The organism is Wigglesworthia glossinidia endosymbiont of Glossina morsitans morsitans (Yale colony) (assembly GCF_000247565.1).
GTDB classification, from domain to species: domain Bacteria; phylum Pseudomonadota; class Gammaproteobacteria; order Enterobacterales; family Enterobacteriaceae; genus Wigglesworthia; species Wigglesworthia glossinidia_B.
The window spans coordinates 150,398-170,357 of sequence record NC_016893.1 but is presented as its reverse complement, the minus strand read 5'-3'; the positions used below and the strand labels follow the sequence as shown (position 1 = coordinate 170,357).

Sequence of the window (19,960 nt, the reverse complement as noted above, 5' to 3'; positions counted from 1 at the left end):
TTATTTTGTTAAACTTGTGAAATATTTTAATTTTATTTGATTTTTCAAAAATCAATAAACAAATTATAAATATTTTTTATGATATCTTTAATTAATTGAAAATCTATAAAATTTTTAAAAGAATAAAATTCACTAAACGGATATAAAATAGAAACGAATAAAAATAACATACATAATTTTTTTTCTCGTTTTAAATTATTAGCAGATAATATAGGAATACAAAATCGAATATTTAATGGCCAAAAAATAGGTACGCCTAATGGGGTTAAAAAATCTGCTAATATATGGCTAAAATATCCAACTAGTAATGCACAAGAAAAATCTAAAGGAAAAAAATTACGTACAAAGGGTATAGAAAATATCATTATGTACAAACATAAGCAAGCAAATAAGCTATGCGTGAACCCTCTGTGCCCAAAAGTTTTAGAAATTGGGACAGATATCCAGGATAGTTTTTTTCCTAAAAAAGAACTAGGATGATCTATATCAGGCAATAAGCACGTGCATATACAACCTGATATCACATGACCCCATTCTCCTAAATTTAGGGTACGAAAAAATTCTATTTTTTTTAAAAAAATTGCACAGGATAAGCTGAATATAAAATGTCCTTGAGATGTCATATCAGTTTATATTATAATTTTAAAAAATATTTATTTTTTAAAAAATTAAGATAAATAATATAATTCAAATTCTATTGGATCCGGTGTCGCACGTACTTTGTTAATCTGTTTCTGACGTATTGAAATATAAGAATCAATAAAATCATGAGTAAATACTTCGCCTTGTATTAAAAATTTACGATCTTGGTCAAGAGCATTCAATGCTTCTTGCAAAGATGATGAAATATAATTAATATTTTTCAGTGCTTTTGTATCACAAGCATACAAATTTTTTTCTATTGGAATTCCGGGTGAAATTTGATTATTAATTCCATCTAGAAAAGCCATTAGTATAGATGAAAATAATAAATATGGATTTGCTGTTGCATCTGGAAATCTTATTTCAAATCTACATGAATTAGAATCATCAAATACCGGAATACGTATAGCTGCAGATCGATTTTTGATTGCATAGGATAAAATTGTTGGAGCTTCATAGCCCGGAACTAATCTTTTATATGAATTCGTAGTAGGATTAGAAAAAGCGTTTATAGCTTTAGCATGCTTGATGACTCCGCCGATGCAAAATAATGCAAGTTTCGATAAATTACCATATTCTTTTCCAAAGAAAATATTTTTAGCATTTTTTTTCATAGAAACATGGCAATGCATTCCTGAACCATTATCTCCTCGAATAGGTTTAGGCATAAAAGTAGCGGTTTTTTTAAATAAACATGCCGTATTATGCACAATATATTTATAAATTTGTACTTCATCTGCTTTTTTTATTAACGTATTATGACGTGTAGCTATTTCATTTTGACCAGCAGTGGCTACTTCATGATGGTGTGCTTCTACTTCTATATCCATTTTTTTCATAAATGTGCACATTGAAGATCGTATATTTTGAGAAGAATCAATTGGAGGTAACGGTAAGTATCCTGATTTAATATATGGTCGATATCCTTTATTTCCATTAGCATAGTATTTTCCGGTATTCCATGCTGCTTCGATATCATCAATAATTACTTGTGATCCGTGTATATCAGTATAAAAACGAATATCATCAAACAAAAAAAATTCTGGTTCTGGACCAAAATATATAGCATCTCCAATTCCGGATTTTTTTAAAAAAATTTCAGCACGTTTAGCTATTGATCTTGGATCGCGATTATAATCTCTTGATTTGTCTGGTTCAAAAATGTCGCATCGTACTACTAATGTAGGATCATGATAAAATGGATCAATTAAAATTTTATTAATATCTGGAACTAATAAAACGTCGGATTCGTGTACATCTTTCCATCCTGTTATTGAAGATCCATCAAATATTTTGCCATTTTGAAAAATTTGATGTAATTTTTCTTTTTTTGTTGGCGCAGGTATAGTAAGATGTTGTTCTTTTCCTAAAATATCTGTAAATCGAAAATCAATAAACATAATATTTTTATTTTTTATTAAATTCATTATGTTATCAATGTGCACAATTATCTCCCAAAAAAATTAGTTTCCATATTGTATATCAAGTTTATGTTTTAATTTTATTAAATTTTATAAAAAAATATAAGTTAGTTTTTTAATTAACTATTAGTTTAATAATAAATATTGCAAATATATTACTAAATGAAGTATTATTTATTTTAAATAAATAATACAATTATAATTTAAATATTGTTAAAAATTACTATTTTATGTTCAAAATCTCTTTCACAATATTTGCACTGTAAATAAATTTTATTTATTTTAAATCTTACAAAAAAATCGGAAGATTTTAATTCACATCTGCTAATACAGTTTTCATTAGGACAAGATAAAACTCCATTTATTATTTTAGGTAATTTTAATTTTTGTTTACTAATAACAATATAATTTTTAATTCTATTAACAGTCGCTAATGGTGCATAAATAGATAGTTGATTAGCTTGATCTTCATTTAAAAAAACGTTTTCTAGCTTAATTAAATCCTTTTTATTTTGTTGATTAGATGGCAAATTTAAACCAATCGTTACTCGTTCTGTAGTACGCAATAATTTAAAAATTCTAAGTAATTTAATCGCAACTTTCGCTGGAATATGGTCGATCACAGTTCCTTGAAAAATAGCTTCTACCTGTAATTTATTCTTTTGAGACACTTGTATTTACTTTATTCTTAAAATAAGATGAAAATTGTTTATTTATAATTATATTCTATTTTTTAAAAATATTCTAACTTAGAATAAATGAAAAATACTACGATTTATACGCCTAAAAGCACGTTATTTTAATGACTAATAAGTATAAAATTTATATTATATATTTTTAATATAAAAATTAATTAAATTATTTTATAATAAATGTATTTAATAATATAATTTTTTAATAAAAAATATTTTATTACATATAAACTTCTATTTAAAGAGCAATAAATATGCGAGTATTAAAATTTGGAGGAACTTCAATTTCTAACGCAAAATGTTTTTTAAATGTAGTTGACATTATAAAAAATAAATCTTTAAAAGAACAAATTGCTGTCGTGTTATCTGCGCCTGAAAAAGTAACTAATAATTTGTTTACTATGATCGAACAAGCACGTAAACAAATAGATATTTTTCCGAAATTTAATGTTACTAAAAATATTTTATTTACTTTAATGCAATCTTTATTTAATTCATCTCAAAATAAAAATTATTTTTATATGCATCAATTTATTCACAAGAAATTTTGTTATTTAAATAAATTGTTAAAAATCACTGCTAATTTAAAATTTTGTCCTCATCCGATAAGCGCAAAAATTGTCTGTATAGGTGAAATAATTTCTGTGAAACTCATGGAGATATATCTCCGAGAAAACGGTATACACGTGACTGTTATAAATCCTGAAAAATTATTTTTAGCAAAAGGTAAGTATTTAGAATCTATTATAGATCTTCAAAAGACAATGTATCGTATTGAAAAAATTCAAATACCAAAAAATCAAATTATTTTAATGGCAGGTTTTATTGCAGGTAATCAATATAAAGAATTAGTAGTTCTTGGACGTAATGGATCAGATTACTCTGCTACTATTCTTTCTGCATGTTTAAATGCCCAATTGTGCGAAATTTGGACTGACGTAAATGGTATGTATAGTGGAAACCCACAAGAAGTTTACGACGTTAAGTTAATACGTAATTTATCCTATAAAGAAGCAGCAACATTTTCTTATCTAGGAGCACATATTTTGCATGCACGTGCTTTGTTTCCAATTAAAAAATTTAATATTCCTTGTTTAATAAAAAATACATATCGTCCTAATTCTATTGGAACTATAATTGGAAATTTTTATAACAAAAATTCTAATTTAGTTAAAGGAATTACTTATTTAAAAAAAGTTTCAATGATAAGTATTTTTATACAATATACGGTGTATATTTTAGATGTTTCTTTGCGTATCACACGCATATTTTTAAATTCTGGTATTAAAATAATTTCAATTATCCAGTCAGAATCTAACAATAATATAAATATATTAATATTTCAAAATGAATTACAAAAATCTAAAATTATTATTCGATCTGAGTTCAATGCAGAAATTATGCAAAATTTATTTGAAAAAATTAAATATCAATCAAATTTGTTTTTAATTTCTGTATTAGGATCCAATATATTAAAAAATAATAATAACGTAAAAAATTTTTCTCAAATTCTAACATATATAAATAAAAAAATAATTTCTATTATATACGGAGGCTTTAAATCAAATACATTATCTATTGTTTTAAAAAGTTCTAATATTAAAAAAGATATGAATAAAATACATCAAACTTTTTTTAATACAAAAAACAGCATCGCACTTTTTATTATTGGCAATAAATATATAAAAACTTATTTAATTGATTTTATTTATAAAAGAAGAAATTTTTTTAAAAAAAAAAATATAAGTTGTAAAATTTTTGGAATATCTGATATGCAAAAATTGTTAATTAAAAAATATGGAATTTTTCCTAAACATTGGCATCATGAATTTTTAAAAACACAATTAATATTTAATTCAAATATTTTAATTAATTTTCTCAAAAAAAATAGTATTTCTAATCCAATAATTTTAGACTGTACTCAAAATAAACAATTAGCTAAAAAATATTTAGATTTTTTAAGAAATGGTTTTCATATTATTTCAGCTAATAAACAATCAAATTGTTTAAATATTAATTTATATAAAAAGATACGTAATGTAGCAAAATTTTCAAATAGAAAATTTTTCTACAATGCACAATTTAATACTCCATTTTCAATTGTAGAATATATAAAAAACTTTCTCATATTAGAAAAAAAATTTTTTTATTTTTCAGGTATATTATCCAGCATAATATCACTTATTTTTGATAAATTAAATCAAGGAACTCCATTTTATAATATTATCTTATTGGCTGAACAAATGGGATTATCTCGTCAAGAATTATATGATACAATTACTGGCAAAAGTTCTGCAATAAAATTGCTAATTCTCGCACGTGAACTGGGGTATTCATTAGAATTAAAAGATATAGACGTAGAACCAATTATTTCAAAGAAATTATTAAATAAAGATCGTAAAAATATAATACTACACGATATTATATATATAAATAATTTATTTAAAAGAAAAATTCATAATATTCGAAAAAAAGGAAAAATGTTAACTTACGTTAGTACTATTAAGAAAGGAAAATGCACAGTAAAATTAGAATCAGTAGGACCTTTAAACCCATTATTTAATATAAAATCAGGAGAAAAAATATTTATTTTTTTTACTTCTTACAAAGAAGAACATCCGATTATTTTAAAAAGTTTTAGCAGAATTAAAAATAAATTTGCATCTAGTATTTTTAATGATATTTTTAAATTAATTAACTGTATTAAATAATAATATTTTAATTTTTTTAATACAATTAAATAATTTTTGCAACTTGCAATTCTTTTTTTAAATATGCGTAAAAAATTGGCGCTACTACAAGGCCTTCTATGCCAAAAAAAGCTTCAAATATTAGCATAGATAGTAACAATTCCCAAGATTTTGAATGAATTCGATTTCCAATGATTTTTGCATTTAAAAAATATTCTAATTTATGAATAAATACTAGATATAATAACATTATTCCGCTGATTTTTAATGAAATTGATAGCGCTGAAGCAATTAAAATACAATTAGAAATAAAATTTCCAATAATAGGAATCAAACCGAATACAAATGTTGCCATAATTAATGTTTTACTTAAAGGCAAGTGTATTCGATATATTGGAAAGATAACTAATATTATTAATGCAGTTAAAAAAGTATTTACTAAAGAAATTTTTATTTGAGAAAAAAAAATATCTTTTAACGAATTTGAAAAATATTCAAAACGTACTTGAATTTTATTTATTAAAAGAGTAGTGTTCTTTTTTTGAGCTGTTAATTGATTAATAGCAATTAATATTCCAATCACAAAACTAATAAAAATAGTAATTAGTCCATGTAACAAATTTTTTCCTGCATGTTTAATTAAAATTAAGTTGTCTTTAATTAAATCAATAAAATAATCTTTTAAACTTTTAGTATGATCTAAAAAAAAAGACGAAAAATTATTTGGAACATATTTATTAATATTAGAAAAATAATCGGTATTTTGTGTAAAAATATCAATTATATATTGCAAGTCAGATAAAATAATAATTATCAAACTAAAAATAATTACTGTTATTAATATAATGCAAAAAATAAACATTAATGCCACTATTATCCAACGTAATTGACAATTAGTAATTATTTTTGAAAAAAATGGAGTAATTTTTAATACTATATTATATGCTATAAATCCAGAAATGTAACAAGGAAACAAATGTAATGGAATAGACAATAATATACAAGTAATAAATAACACTAAAGACCAGAAATTTGCTATTTTCTCTTTTTTTTTTGTTATATCAAGTATCATTGTTTTCTCCAAATAATTTATTTATTGTACAATTAAATTGAAATCTATAATACTCTACATTTTCATTAAATTGATGAACTATAACAACGTAAAATAGATTTTCATATAATTATATAATTTACATAATGTAATATATAATAAAAATAAAAAAATTATCATGCACAGAAAAAAAAATTTATTTACCGTTCAAAATTTAATTATAAATTTGAAATCATTTTGGAATAAACAAGGATGTGCAATTTTACAACCATTAGATATGGAAGTAGGAGCAGGAACTTCACATCCGATGACTTGTTTAAAAGCAGTTGGCCCAGAACCAATTTTTGCAGCTTATGTACAACCTTCTAGACGTTTTTCCGATGGTAGATATGGAACGAGTCCTAATAGATTACAACACTATTATCAATTTCAAGTCATTATGAAACCATCCCCTAAAAATATACAAGAATTATATTTTTGCTCTTTGAAAGAAATTGGGATTAATTTAGATGAAAATGATTTAAAATTTATAGAAGATAATTGGGAAAATTCTACACTAGGCGCTTGGGGAGTAGGATGGGAAGTATGGTTGAACGGAATGGAAATAACACAATTTACTTATTTTCAACAAATGGGCGGGTTAGACTGTTCTCCAATTACTGGAGAAATTACTTACGGTGTAGAAAGAATTGCTATGAAACTACAAAATGTTGGTAACGTGTATGATCTAATATGGAGTCAAAATAACTTACAAACACTTTATTATGGAGATATGTTTTTTTATCAAAATGAAATGCAACAATCAAAATATAATTTTAAATATACTAATATCAAATTTTTATTGTTTTGTTTTAAACAATATGAAAAAGAAGCACAAAACTTGTTAAATTTACAGTGCCCTTTACATATTCCAGCATATGAAAGAATATTAAAAGCAATATATACTTTTAATTTATTAGATGCTAGAAGAGCTATATCGGTAACTGCTAGAAAAAATTATATTATGCGTTTACGTACATTAACAAAAAAAGTTGCTCAAGTTTACTTAAACTATAGAAAATCTTTAGGATTTCCTATGTGTAAAAAAAATAGTTAAATTTTAAATAACATGAAAAACAACTTCTTAGTAGAAATTGGCACAGAAGATTTACCATCAAAATATCTTAAAATTACAGCAAAATCTTTTCTTAAGAATATACAAAAAGAAATGATAAAGCTACTTATAAAATATGAAAATATTAAATGGTTCGCAACATATCGGCGCTTTGCGATACAAGCAAATTTGTTATATCCTATTATTTCTGAAAGTTCTTTTTTGAAAAAAAATGTTACAAAATTTTTTCATTTTTCAAAAAATACCGCACTATATTGTAATAAATTTGATAACAAATTAGAAAATAGATCTTTAATCAATTTTAAAAATATTAATGATAAAAAAAATTTAATGCTAAATACTAATTTAGTTCATCAAGTATTATATCAAATTATTAAAAGATCTTTAAAAGAAATATTTATTCCTAAAAAAATGAAATGGAGTAATTTAAATTTTCAATTTATACGTCCTGTACATTCGATTACTGCTCTTTTAGAAGACAAAATTATTTCGGGAAAAATTTTTGAAATCAATATCGATCGTTATATACTTATAGGATCATACACAGAAAAAAAATTTTTAAAATTAATACACGCAAATGATTATGAACGTGAGTTAAAAAAAAATAATATTATAGTTGATTTTTACAAACGTAAAAAAATTATAGCAGAACTAATAAATTTAGAAATAAAAAAATTACAAGGAAAGATCGTTAATAATCATCTTTTACTAGAAGAATGCACTTCATTAGTAGAATCTCCAAGTATTATTACAGGTTTTTTTAAAAAGAAATTTTTAAATCTTCCTGCTATAGTGATAAAGAACATTTTATTTTCTCAAAAATGTTTTCCTATATTAAATAAATTGGAAAATAAAATTTTTCCATATTTTATATGTATAATTCACGCAAATAAATGCGATAAAAATAAAATAAAACACGAATATGAAAATGTTATTAATCCTCGTTTATTAGATGCCGAATTTTTTTTAAATCTTGATATCAAAATAAAACTAGAAGAACGTTTTAAAAAATTAGAAAATATAATTTTTCAAGAAAAACTAGGATCTTTAAAAGATAAAACGATACGCATTCAATCTTTATCAGTATGGATTGCTAACAAATTGAATTATAATGCCGTACATGTATCTCGTGCAGCATTTTTATCGAAATGCGATTTAACGACGCATATGGTATTTGAATATCCTAATATTCAAGGAGTTATGGGCGAATTTTATGCTAAATATGACAGAGAACTGGAAGAAGTCGCAATAGCACAAAGAGAGCATTATTATCCAAGATTCTCAGAAGATGTTTTGCCTTCGACGTTAACTGCTCAGATAATATCAATCGCTGATAAAATTGATAATATCGTAGGAATATTCGGATTATCTCTGTATCCTAAAGGTAAAAAAGATCCATTTGCACTTAAACGCGCCGCTCTTGGAATAATTCGTATTATTATAGAAAAAAAAATTTATCTTAATTTGCACAATCTTATTCAAAAATCGTTGCTTTTATATCAAAAGAATGTTACTAATTTAAATACTAAATTAGAAGTAATAAATTTTATTTTGAAACGTGTATCTTTTTGGTATGCAAAAAATCAATATAATTTAAAAATTGTTAAATCATTATTAATTTTAAAAAACAAAAAAATTGATTTGTTAGATACACATAACAAGATCTGTATACTTATAGATTTTTTAAAATGTAAAGAATCTTTTTTAGTATTATCCGCTTACAAAAGATTATACAATATATTAAAAAAATATGATTCTAAAAAACAATTTTGTTTTTTTAAAAAAATCAATTTATCTTCTCATCAAAAAAGTAGTTTCATTGAAAGTCGATTCGAAAAAAACTTTTTTTTATTTAATAAAAAAATATTAAAATGTATATATTTAAATAATTATCAAGCTACATTAAATGTTTTAAAAAATCTTTCAAAAAGATTAAATGTTTATTTAGATAATGTTATAATATTTACTGAAGAATCTTATACAAGAAATAAAAGAAAAAGTTTTTTAATTCAAGTAAAAGAATGCTATTTAGAAGTAGCCGATTTTACTTGTTTAATAAAAAAATAAAATTCAATTTTAAATTAATTTTTTTTATTCACAAAACGTAAATACACAGTATTCCAGTTAATTATATTCCAAAATGCTTGTACATAATCTTTTTTGCGATTTTGATAATTTAAATAATATGCGTGTTCCCAAAGATCTAAACCAAGTATAGGATGACCAAATACGCCGCAAACATCTACTCCCATTAACGGATTATCTTGGTTAGATGTGCTAACAACAGATAATGATCCTTGCGTATTTTTAATTAACCATACCCATCCAGAACCAAAATGACTCATAGCAACTTCTTCAAATTTTTTTTTAAATTTTTCGATTGAACCAAAGTCATCGATTATAGAATTTTTCAATGATATATGCATAGATGCATTATTTTTACTTAAAGTTTTCCAAAAAAATGAATGATTAAAATGTCCTCCTCCATGATTACGAAATTGAATTTTTTTTGTTTCAGTAAATATGTTTAGATTTTGAATAAGTTCAGAAATAGATAAATTTGATATATTTGGACAAGATCTTAAAATCAAATTTGCATTATCAATATACGCTTGATGATGTTTAGTATGATGCAACATCATTGTTTTAGCATCTAAAAAAGGTTCAAATTCGTTATAATCATAATTCAAATTTGGTAAAGTAAATTTCATATTTATTCCTTTTAATAACTTTCTAATTTTATAGAAGATGAAATTACTGCTAATATATTATATGCAAGTTTTTCAGTGTAACACATTTGTTAAAATTAAAATAAAATTATTTTTTTTAGATGCATAATTTTGTTATTTTTAAGAATGTTTATTTTGACATGATTCTTGTTTGTATTTTGTCCAAACTGGTATAATGTTAATACTTTCTTGAGCGTGACAAACAAATTTTCCTGTGTAATCAATAAATTTATAGCTGATATCTTTTGGGGGAATTAAAACTAACTCGCTAGTAGTTTTATATTTTAAATACGATTTATATATATTTAATGCTCCATTTGCTCCAGTTAAATCAGTTGGTTCATTATTATCTCTACCCACCCAAATAATAGCAACATTTTTCCCGTCAATACCAACAAACCAACTATCTCTTAAATCGTTAGTCGTGCCTGTTTTTGCAGCTAAATTTAAATCAGGAAAAATTACAGATAAAGCACGTGAAGTTCCATATTTTGCAACTTTTTGCATCGCATATAATATTAAGTACGCTGCTTGTGGAGAAATAGTTTGCTGCGATTCTGAAATGTTATGAAAAAATAAATTTGCTTCATGATTCATGATTGACTTTATAGAATAAAGTATGGCATGATTTCCGCCACTAGCAATAGTCTGAAAAATTTGAGCAATTTCAATTGGCGTGAAACTAATTGCTCCTAACAAAATAGATGGAAAATGTTTTAGGGCAGCAGAAGAAGCGCCTAAATTAATTAATGTCGATATTACTTGATGTAATCCTACAGATAATCCTAAATTTACTGTAGGTATATTTAAAGAATTTACTAACGCATCGAGCAACATTACTTTTCCTCTAAATTTTCGATCAAAATTTTTCGGAGACCAAATATATCCGTTAGATTGTATTAGAAAGACGGGAGTATCATTAATCCAAGTATTTAATTGATACTTTTCAGGATCGCTTAAAGCTGCTAAATAAGTAGCAGGTTTAACTAAAGATCCCACCGATCTTCGTGCTTGCATAGCTCTGTTAAATCCTGAAAACTGGGGCAACGATCCTCCGATCATGGCACGCACTTCTCCATTAAATCTATCTACAATGACAAATGCACTTTCTAAATCATATATTTTTTTTTCGTTTTTTAGTTTTAGTATTCCATTTTCTATAGCTTTTTCGGCAGCATTTTGTACGATAGGATCTAATGTAGTAAATACTTTCATGCCAGAGAAATCAGTATTTATTTTATGCAATTTACTATACATTTCGTTTTGTACCATTTGTACAAATGCCGGTTGAGAATTAAATGTACTAGTTTTTTGTAGTATACCAAGTGGACAAGAAATGAGCATATGATATAAAGAGTTGTCAATCACTTTATTTTTATTCAAAAGTTTTAAAATCAAATTTCTTCTATTTAATGCTAATTGAGGATTTTTTAAAGGATTATATAAAGATGCACCTTTTACCATTCCTATCAGTAATGCTTGTTGATCTATATTAAGTTCATTAATTGGTCTTCCAAAGTAATACATACTAGCTAAAAAAAATCCATGAATTTGATGACCATTTCCGTATCCTAAATATACTTCGTTTAAATATAATTCTAATATTCTTTCTTTAGTATAGTGAAAATCTGTAATGATTGCCATGCAGAATTCGCTCCATTTACGCCAAATGGATCTTTCATTGTTTAAAAATAAGTTTTTTACAAGTTGCTGAGTTAATGTACTACCACCTTGAACAGTACGTTTTGCGATAATGTTGGCGAAAACAGCTCGAATAATAGACGTAAAATGTATACCGTCATGTTCATAAAAATGTTGATCTTCTATAGCAAGAAGTATATTTATAAAGATTTTTGGAAATTTTTTTAAAGGTAAAAAAATTCTATATGCTTCATTTTCAGATTGTAAAATATTGATTAACTTGGGATCTAATTGAAATAATTTTAATATCTGATTATTATTTTTATCAATAATTTTTTCTACTTGATTTTCTGTAAAAATAATACATGCATGCATAGCTTGATTATTATCTTGAAACATTTCAAATGAACGTCTAAACAAACAAATTGAATTTTTTTTTATATAAAATTCTCCTGGTTTTAAAATGTTTTCAACTTCTTGATACTGCATACTTCTCAAAAATTCGACAATTTCATTTTGAGTATATAATGATCCGGATTCTAAATTGATGCTTTTACTATATATTAGAGTAGGTAACTTCCATACTTGTCCGTCAATTTTATTACGTATTTTTTTGTTTAAAAAATATATATATATTCCGCTAATAAAGATACATAGTAATATTATAATATAGAAAAGGAAAATAAAAAACTTTTTGCTTTTTTTTTGAAAAAAAATTATATGGTCAAAAATAAAATAAAGTATTTTCATATAAGTTATATTTATTTTTTTGACATATTATATCTGTGTGAATTTTTAAGTAGAAAAATGAATACAAATTTTTTGATAATTGATATTTTTAAAAATTTGATTTTTTAATATTATAATATTTTTAAAATTTTTTTGTTTAACATTTATAAAAATTTATATTTTAAATATTTGAAATTATTAACGACTAATTTTTAGTATGTATATTTTCTTATTTTTGAATAAAAATATTTTAAAGTTTTTTTATATTTTAAAATAAATATTTTATTTGATTATTTTGGAGCTAGGCGGAATTGAACCGCCAGCCTTCTGCGTGCAAAGCAGATGCTCTACCAGTTGAGCTATAGCCCCTTTTAGGCTTGAGTGGACTTGAACCACTGACCTCACCCTTATCAGGGGTGTGCTCTAACCGGCTGAGCTACAAGCCTATAGATTTTTTTATATAAAAAAAATAATTTTATATTGTAAACTTTAAATTAAATTTTAACCGTAATTTTGTTATTGTCAATAAATTTGTACTTAACTAATTTCACTTTAAAACAATTATTTTATTTTAAATTTATTAAATTTATTAATGTTTATATTTTAAATTATTTCAAATAATTATTTATACAATATTTATGATTAATATAAATTAAAATTTAACTATTTAATTTTATCAAAATGATCACAATTTAATTAAAAATTTTCGTATACTCAAGAATAATGCTTTTAATTGTAATTCAATGTATAAAGTATTTGTGTAAAAATTTTTTTATAAATTATATCTATACATCTTACTTATATAGTTTTTTTAATAAATTAAATTAATTATATTTGAAAAATATTTAAGCAACAAGCTCACAATAAATACTACATTTATTAAATGATATAAAAAATTATACGTTAATATATCCTCTTAAGGACAATTTATATTATGCGCATTAGTCAATATTATCTTGCAACATTAAAAGAAGTATCTTCTGATACAGAAAGTATTAGTCATCAATTAATGTTGCGATCAGGAATGATTTATAAAGTAGCATCTGGTTTATATTCTTGGTTACCTACAGGATTACGTGTACTAAAAAAAATTAAAAAAATAATACGTTACGAAATGAATAAAATTGGAGCTATAGAAATTCTTATGCCAATCATGCATCCAAGATCACTATGGAAAAAAAGTGGACGATATAATGAATATGGTTTGGAACTATTTAAACTAACCGATAGAAGAAATAAAGAATTTATTTTATCGCCGACTAATGAAGAACTTATTACACAAATAATTTGTCATGAAATAAATAATTATAAAAAATTTCCTATGAATTTTTATCAAATTTATTCTAAATTTAGAGATGAAATTCGTCCAAAATATGGCATGATCAGAGCTAAAGAATTTATTATGAAAGATGCATATTCTTTTCATACAAATCAAGAGTCTTTAGAAGATTCATATCATATAATGTATCAAACATATAACATAATTTTTAAGCGATTAAATTTAAATTTTTTTTGTTTGCCAGCAGAAACAGGTCGCATTGGAGGATGCATTTCACATGAATTTCTAGCATATTGCAATCAAACATACATAAAAAATTATTTCAATAAAAAAAAATTAAACAATAATAATGTATCTAAGATAAATAAATTAAGATTAGTAGAAGACAAGAACGTTCGAAATATGTCTGATTTATCTAAAAAATTTAATGTTCATAAAAAAAGAATTTTAAAAATTATACTAGTACATTCTAACAATAAAGCAATTCCATTTATCGGATTAGCTTTGCGTGATGATCACATATTGGATATTAATAAAGCAGAACAACTATATTTAGTGAAAAAACCGTTAAAGATATTAAGTAACAATGAGATTAATTTACATTTTAAAATACATATAAATTATTTAGGTCCTATAAACTTAAAATGTCTATTAATTGTTGATTACTATGCTATTTTAATGAAAAATTTTATTTCAGGTGCAAATATTAATAATAAATATTTCTTTGATATTAACTGGTATCGAGATGTAGCTGTCAAATGGGTTACAGATTTAAGATATATTGAAAAAAAAAACATTACCATTAAAAATAAAGATAGTCATGCTTATTCAAAAAGTATCGAAATAGGACATATTTTCCAATTAGGCGATAAGTATACAAAAGTTATATCTCTATCTAATATAAAGAAAAATTGTCATAAAAATTTATTTATGGGATGTTACGGAATTGGAATAAGTCGATTAATTTCAGCTTATATAGAGCAGCATCATGATGATCATGGAATTATTTGGAATCAGGAGATTGCACCTTTTCATGTAGCAATTATTCCAATTCATCTTCATAGATCAGAAAAAGTCAAACAAGTATCCGAGAAAATTTATTATCAATTGTGTAATTCTAACATAGAAGTATTATTTGATGATCGTTTTATAAGGCCTGGGGTGATGTTTTCAGATATTGAACTTATAGGAATTCCGCATATTTTAATTATAAGTGAAAATAATTTGAAAACTCAACAAATAGAACACAAAAATCGAATAACTGGACAAGTATATAAAGTAAGTGCTCTTTGTATTACAGATTATATATTAAAAATATTAAAAAAAAAATTTTAAGAAGATTTAATTTATTTACAATATATGCGGATGCAATGTATATAATTAATAAATTTAATGAAATTTTAATACAAATAAATAAATCATAAAACATGTAATTTTCAAAAATTAAGACAAATACTTATTTCATTCATGTATCTATTGTAAATTTTCATGAAAAATATTAATCCAACAAAAACACGTGCTTGGAAAGAATTACAGTATCATTTTAATAAAATGAAGCAAATCAATATTAGAGATTTATTTCAAGCAGATAGTAATCGATTTGATTCTTTTTCAATATATTTTAATGATATAATATTAATCGATTATTCTAAAAATATTATTATGTCAGAAACAATAGATAAATTAATTAAATTAGCAGAAGAATGTGATTTACATAATTCAATTATATCTATGTTTAATGGCAAAAAAATCAACAACACTGAGTATCGTGCTGCTCTACATACTGCTTTACGAAATCGTACAAATATTGCAATTGATATTGATGGCATTAATATTATGCCAAAAATTCAATCGGTTTTAAAAAAAATGAAATTTTTCTGCAAAAATTTAATAAATGGGAACTGGAAAGGATTTACTGGAGAAAACATTACTAATATTGTTAATATTGGTATTGGAGGATCTGATTTAGGACCATATATGGTTACAGAAGCATTAAAATTTTATAAAAATCATCTTCATGTACATTTTATATCTAATATCGATGGTACACATATTACAGAAACATTAAAAACTTTAAATCCTAAAAATACTTTATTTTTAATAGCATCGAAAACTTTTACTACACAGGAAACACTTACGAATGCTTATAGTGCACGTGATTGGTTTTTAAAATCTGCAGAAGATAAAAAATACTTATCTCAACATTTTATTGCATTGTCTAGCAATATAGAAGCTGTAAAAAAATTTGGAATTGATGCAAATAATATATTTGAGCTATGGGATTGGGTGGGAGGTCGATATTCGTTATGGTCTTGTATCGGTTTATCCATTGCTTTATCTATTGGTTTTAATAATTTTGAACAATTATTAAATGGCGCATATGCAATGGACCAGCATTTTTTAAATCAACCTTTTGAAAAAAATATTCCAGTTATACTAGGTTTAATTAGTATTTGGTATAATAATTTTTTTGAATTTGAAACAGAATCAATTTTAGTATACGATCAATATATGCATTTGTTTTCTGCATATTTTCAACAAGTAAATATGGAATCTAATGGTAAATCTATTGATCGCAATGGGAAAATAATTAATTACCAAACTGGTCCGATTGTTTGGGGAGGCTATGGGACTAATAGTCAACATGCATTTTATCAATTAATGCATCAAGGGACTAAACTAGTACCCTGCGATTTTATAGCGCCAACAATTACACATAATCCAGTATCTGATCATCATCAAAAGTTGCTTGCAAATTTTTTTGCACAAACTCAAGCATTGGCTTTTGGAGAATTATTGAAAACTGATTGTAAAAATATTTTTAAAAACTATTTTAGAAGCAAAGTTTTTCCTTTTAAAACACTACAAGGAAATCGTCCAAGCAACTCAATTTTAATAAGAGAAATTAATCCTTATAGTTTAGGAGCACTAATTGCTATGTATGAACATAAAATATTTATGCAAGGTGTCATTTTTAACATTAATAGTTTTGATCAATGGGGCGTAGAATTAGGAAAAAAATTATCTAAAAAATTATTTTCATCTTTAAAAACAGATAATATCGATATTACTTCTTATGATAGTTCTACAAATGGATTAATAAATTGCTATCAATCATGGAAAAATAAGTAAGATTTTAAAAAAATCAATATCGATTAATAATTTTAAAAAAAACAAAAATTTTTTTTATTACAGCGAATATCCAAGGCCATAAAACTATATCAGTTAATATATTTCCGAAATAGCTTATCTGAAACGTTATATAATTTGTTAAATATATATAAGAGAATATAATAAATTTTATCAAAAATAAAAAAAATGACATTAAACATGTTTTTTTAAATAAAGAAACTTTACGAAACCATTGTAATTTAATAATAATTAAATATGATAAAATAGTTAATAAGAACGCTTGTATACCCAATTTTGATCCAACAAATAAATCTAAAATTATTCCTAAAGTAAATCCTGTACCTATATTCACTTTTTCAGGAAATATAACGACTAAACAAGAGTATACTAAATATACCCAAGACGGTTTTAAAAAATAAATATTTTGTGGCCATGGTATACTTTGTAATATAAAAGCAATTAAAAATAAAATATACGCGATACATGTATGTAAAAAGTATACATTTTTCATTTAAATTAAATTAATAAATTTTCAACATTAATGTTATTTAAGTTCTTGCATGAGCTCCATAAAACGTTTTTTTTCAACTTGAATAACAGATTTTGGAATTTCCGGAGGATTTTCATGTATAAAATGATGATTATCTTTTAAAATCAATACAAATCTTAATGTACTAAAATTTGCAATAGGATGCGCATACACTTCTTGATAAACATTATCCTGTTTTTTGATTATTGAAGAAATAATTGCTACTGGATACCCTTCAGGAAATATGCCCCCTATTCCTGAAGTTACTAGTATATCACCTACCTGAAGATCTACATCATCTTTTAATGATTCTATACGTAAATCATGATTATAACCATTTCCGAAAGCTATAAATCGAATGTTACTTCGTAAATTTTGTAGTGGAATTGCATGGGCAAAATCACATATTAATAAAACTCTACTGGTAAATTTGTTACTTGCAATGACTTGACCGATAATACCTTGATAATCAATAACAGATTGCCCACATTGTATACCATCAGATGTTCCTTTATCGATTATAATTTGACTAGTGTAGAAATCAATGTTTTTAGATATTACTGTTGCAAAAATTTTTTTTATATCTTGTTTTAATGGAGCATGTAATAATTTTCTTAAACGTATATTTTCTTCTTTATATTGATTAAATAGTAATTGATCGCTGCTAATTTCTAATATTTTTGTATGTAATTTTTGATTAATGTTTGATAAATGCAATTTAGTAGAACATAAATTAAATATGTGATCAAAAATTTTATAAGGTACATTTATTATGCGATATATTGGATTTGTCATTCTATCAAACATTGATCTCATTTTAAAAAAATTTTGATGATGTGTATCAAAGTACATAATGACAATTGCTGAAACTATTGCTAAAATAAATTTAATGTATATAATAGGTTTATTAGATATAAATTTCATAATAACAATTATTTTAAATTATTTAAAATAGCATATAATTATTTACTTATGTGCTATTCTTCACTAAATAAATCTCCGCCGTGTATATCAATCATCTCAATTGCTTTTCCACCTCCTCGAGCTACGCATGTAAGAGGATCTTCTGCTATAACAACCGGTATACTAGTTTCCTCCATTAACAAACGATCAAGATTTTTAAGCAATGCACCTCCTCCGGTTAAAACCATACCCCTTTCTGATATGTCAGATGCTAATTCCGGAGGGCATTGTTCTAGTGCAATCATAACGGCGCTAACAATTCCAGTTAATGGTTCTTGTAATGCTTCTAAAATTTCATTTGAATTTAATGTAAAACTACGCGGTACACCTTCTGCTAAATTTCTACCGCGTACTTCGATCGTGCTTGCATCTTGATCAGGATAAGCTGAGCCAATAGTATGTTTAATACGCTCTGCCGTTGCTTCTCCAATTAATGAACCATAATTGCGACGTACATAGCTAATAATAGCTTCATCAAAACGATCTCCTCCGATTCTAACAGAAGACGAATACACTACTCCATTTAAAGAAATAACTGCTACTTCAGTAGTACCTCCTCCAATATCAATTACCATAGATCCAGTTGCTTCGGAAACTGGTAATCCTGCTCCGATAGCTGCTGCCATAGGTTCTTCAATCAAAAATACTTCTCGTGCTCCTGCTCCATGTGTTGATTCTCGAATAGCTCTACGTTCTACTTGTGTAGCGCCTACTGGCACACATACTAGAACGCGAGGGCTAGGTTTCATAAAACTGTTACTATGTACTTGCTTAATAAAATGTTGTAACATTTTTTCTGTAACAAAAAAATCAGCAATTACACCATCTTTCATTGGTCTAATTGCAGCAATATTACCTGGAGTACGACCTAACATTTGTTTTGCAGCATAACCAACAGCAGCAACGCTTTTGGGAAATCCAGCTCGATCATGTCTAATAGCTACTACAGAAGGTTCATTTAAAACAATGCTTTGACCTTTTACATAAATTAATGTATTAGCAGTACCAAGATCAATGGATAAATCGTTAGAAAAAATTCCACGAAATTTTTTAAACATATATATTAAGTATCCTTAAATTAATTTATTTATATTAGTAAATTAATATATTAATAAAATATAAAATGTTAAATTACTAATTAGTTTTAAGGTATTATTTTATTGAAATTTTTCATTCATCTTAATTTTATAATTCTATGAATATTTTTACACTAAATAACAAAATTAATTAAAGAAAATATTACTCGTAAAAATTTATTAAGTTTGTTATAATCTTTTTTCAGGATAAGCTATACAGACAAACTTAACAGCACTTTTGATTTAAATTACAATTAGATTCTATCTTATTT

At 24.7% G+C, this 19,960-nt stretch carries 14 protein-coding genes and 2 tRNA genes; 5 read left to right on the top strand and 11 right to left on the bottom strand.

What is annotated here, in order from left to right; translation table 11 throughout:
* Positions 1-44 precede the first annotated feature (44 nt).
* The 3 genes from WIGMOR_RS00780 to pyrI all read right to left on the bottom strand — a co-directional run bounded on the left by WIGMOR_RS00780 (position 45) and on the right by pyrI (position 2,734).
* A complete protein-coding gene (locus WIGMOR_RS00780; protein WP_014353946.1) occupies positions 45-623 on the bottom strand; it encodes a metal-dependent hydrolase in 579 nt (192 codons plus the stop codon).
* Between the two features lie 45 nt (positions 624-668).
* Complete coding sequence (gene glnA, locus WIGMOR_RS00775) at positions 669-2,069, bottom strand: type I glutamate--ammonia ligase (RefSeq protein WP_041944101.1); 1,401 nt, start codon at positions 2,067-2,069, stop codon at positions 669-671.
* A gap of 197 nt (positions 2,070-2,266) precedes the next feature.
* Positions 2,267-2,734, bottom strand: a complete 468-nt coding sequence (gene pyrI / locus WIGMOR_RS00770) for an aspartate carbamoyltransferase regulatory subunit (RefSeq protein WP_014353944.1) — start codon at positions 2,732-2,734, stop codon at positions 2,267-2,269.
* A gap of 275 nt (positions 2,735-3,009) precedes the next feature.
* Here pyrI and WIGMOR_RS00765 point away from each other — a divergent pair, with 275 nt between their 5' ends.
* The gene (locus WIGMOR_RS00765) at positions 3,010-5,466 is read left to right on the top strand and encodes an aspartate kinase (protein ID WP_014353943.1); all 2,457 of its coding nucleotides are present in this window, start codon (positions 3,010-3,012) and stop codon (positions 5,464-5,466) included.
* 25 nt (positions 5,467-5,491) lie between these two features.
* Here the strand turns inward: WIGMOR_RS00765 and WIGMOR_RS00760 are convergent, their stop codons facing one another.
* Positions 5,492-6,517: an AI-2E family transporter gene (locus WIGMOR_RS00760; protein WP_041944100.1), complete on the bottom strand. Its 1,026-nt coding sequence runs from the start codon at positions 6,515-6,517 to the stop codon at positions 5,492-5,494.
* Positions 6,518-6,674: 157 nt separating this feature from the next.
* On the opposite strand from WIGMOR_RS00760, the gene glyQ reads away from it, so the two are divergent.
* Positions 6,675-7,592 carry a glycine--tRNA ligase subunit alpha gene (glyQ, locus tag WIGMOR_RS00755; RefSeq protein WP_014353941.1) on the top strand — a complete coding sequence of 306 codons (918 nt, stop codon included), beginning with the start codon at positions 6,675-6,677 and terminating at the stop codon, positions 7,590-7,592.
* Between the two features lie 12 nt (positions 7,593-7,604).
* Entirely contained in the window at positions 7,605-9,677 is a 2,073-nt protein-coding gene (gene glyS, locus WIGMOR_RS00750) for a glycine--tRNA ligase subunit beta (RefSeq protein WP_014353940.1), read from the top strand.
* A 14-nt stretch (positions 9,678-9,691) separates the two neighbouring features.
* On the opposite strand, the gene WIGMOR_RS00745 is transcribed toward glyS, so the two are convergent.
* The 4 genes from WIGMOR_RS00745 to WIGMOR_RS00730 all read right to left on the bottom strand — a co-directional run bounded on the left by WIGMOR_RS00745 (position 9,692) and on the right by WIGMOR_RS00730 (position 13,155).
* Entirely contained in the window at positions 9,692-10,321 is a 630-nt protein-coding gene (locus WIGMOR_RS00745; protein WP_014353939.1) for a superoxide dismutase, read from the bottom strand.
* Between the two features lie 138 nt (positions 10,322-10,459).
* Complete coding sequence (mrcB, locus tag WIGMOR_RS00740; RefSeq protein ID WP_014353938.1) at positions 10,460-12,730, bottom strand: penicillin-binding protein 1B; 2,271 nt, start codon at positions 12,728-12,730, stop codon at positions 10,460-10,462.
* A 275-nt stretch (positions 12,731-13,005) separates the two neighbouring features.
* A tRNA-Ala gene (locus tag WIGMOR_RS00735) sits at positions 13,006-13,078 on the bottom strand.
* Between the two features lie 3 nt (positions 13,079-13,081).
* A tRNA-Ile gene (locus WIGMOR_RS00730) sits at positions 13,082-13,155 on the bottom strand.
* Positions 13,156-13,643: 488 nt separating this feature from the next.
* Here WIGMOR_RS00730 and WIGMOR_RS00725 point away from each other — a divergent pair.
* Positions 13,644-15,323 (top strand): proline--tRNA ligase, encoded by a 1,680-nt coding sequence (locus WIGMOR_RS00725; protein ID WP_014353937.1) that lies wholly within the window; start codon positions 13,644-13,646, stop codon positions 15,321-15,323.
* 153 nt (positions 15,324-15,476) lie between these two features.
* Positions 15,477-17,120 carry a glucose-6-phosphate isomerase gene (gene pgi / locus WIGMOR_RS00720; RefSeq protein WP_014353936.1) on the top strand — a complete coding sequence of 548 codons (1,644 nt, stop codon included), beginning with the start codon at positions 15,477-15,479 and terminating at the stop codon, positions 17,118-17,120.
* Between the two features lie 13 nt (positions 17,121-17,133).
* Here the strand turns inward: pgi and mreD are convergent, their stop codons facing one another.
* The 3 genes from mreD to WIGMOR_RS00705 are packed head-to-tail and all read right to left on the bottom strand — an operon-like array spanning position 17,134 to position 19,670.
* Positions 17,134-17,631, bottom strand: coding sequence for a rod shape-determining protein MreD (gene mreD, locus WIGMOR_RS00715; protein ID WP_014353935.1), 498 nt, complete (start codon positions 17,629-17,631; stop codon positions 17,134-17,136).
* Positions 17,632-17,664: 33 nt separating this feature from the next.
* Positions 17,665-18,573: a rod shape-determining protein MreC gene (gene mreC, locus WIGMOR_RS00710; protein WP_014353934.1), complete on the bottom strand. Its 909-nt coding sequence runs from the start codon at positions 18,571-18,573 to the stop codon at positions 17,665-17,667.
* A 53-nt stretch (positions 18,574-18,626) separates the two neighbouring features.
* On the bottom strand, positions 18,627-19,670 hold the full coding sequence (locus WIGMOR_RS00705) for a rod shape-determining protein (protein WP_014353933.1): 1,044 nt from the start codon (positions 19,668-19,670) through the stop codon (positions 18,627-18,629).
* Between the last annotated feature and the right edge of the window lie 290 nt (positions 19,671-19,960).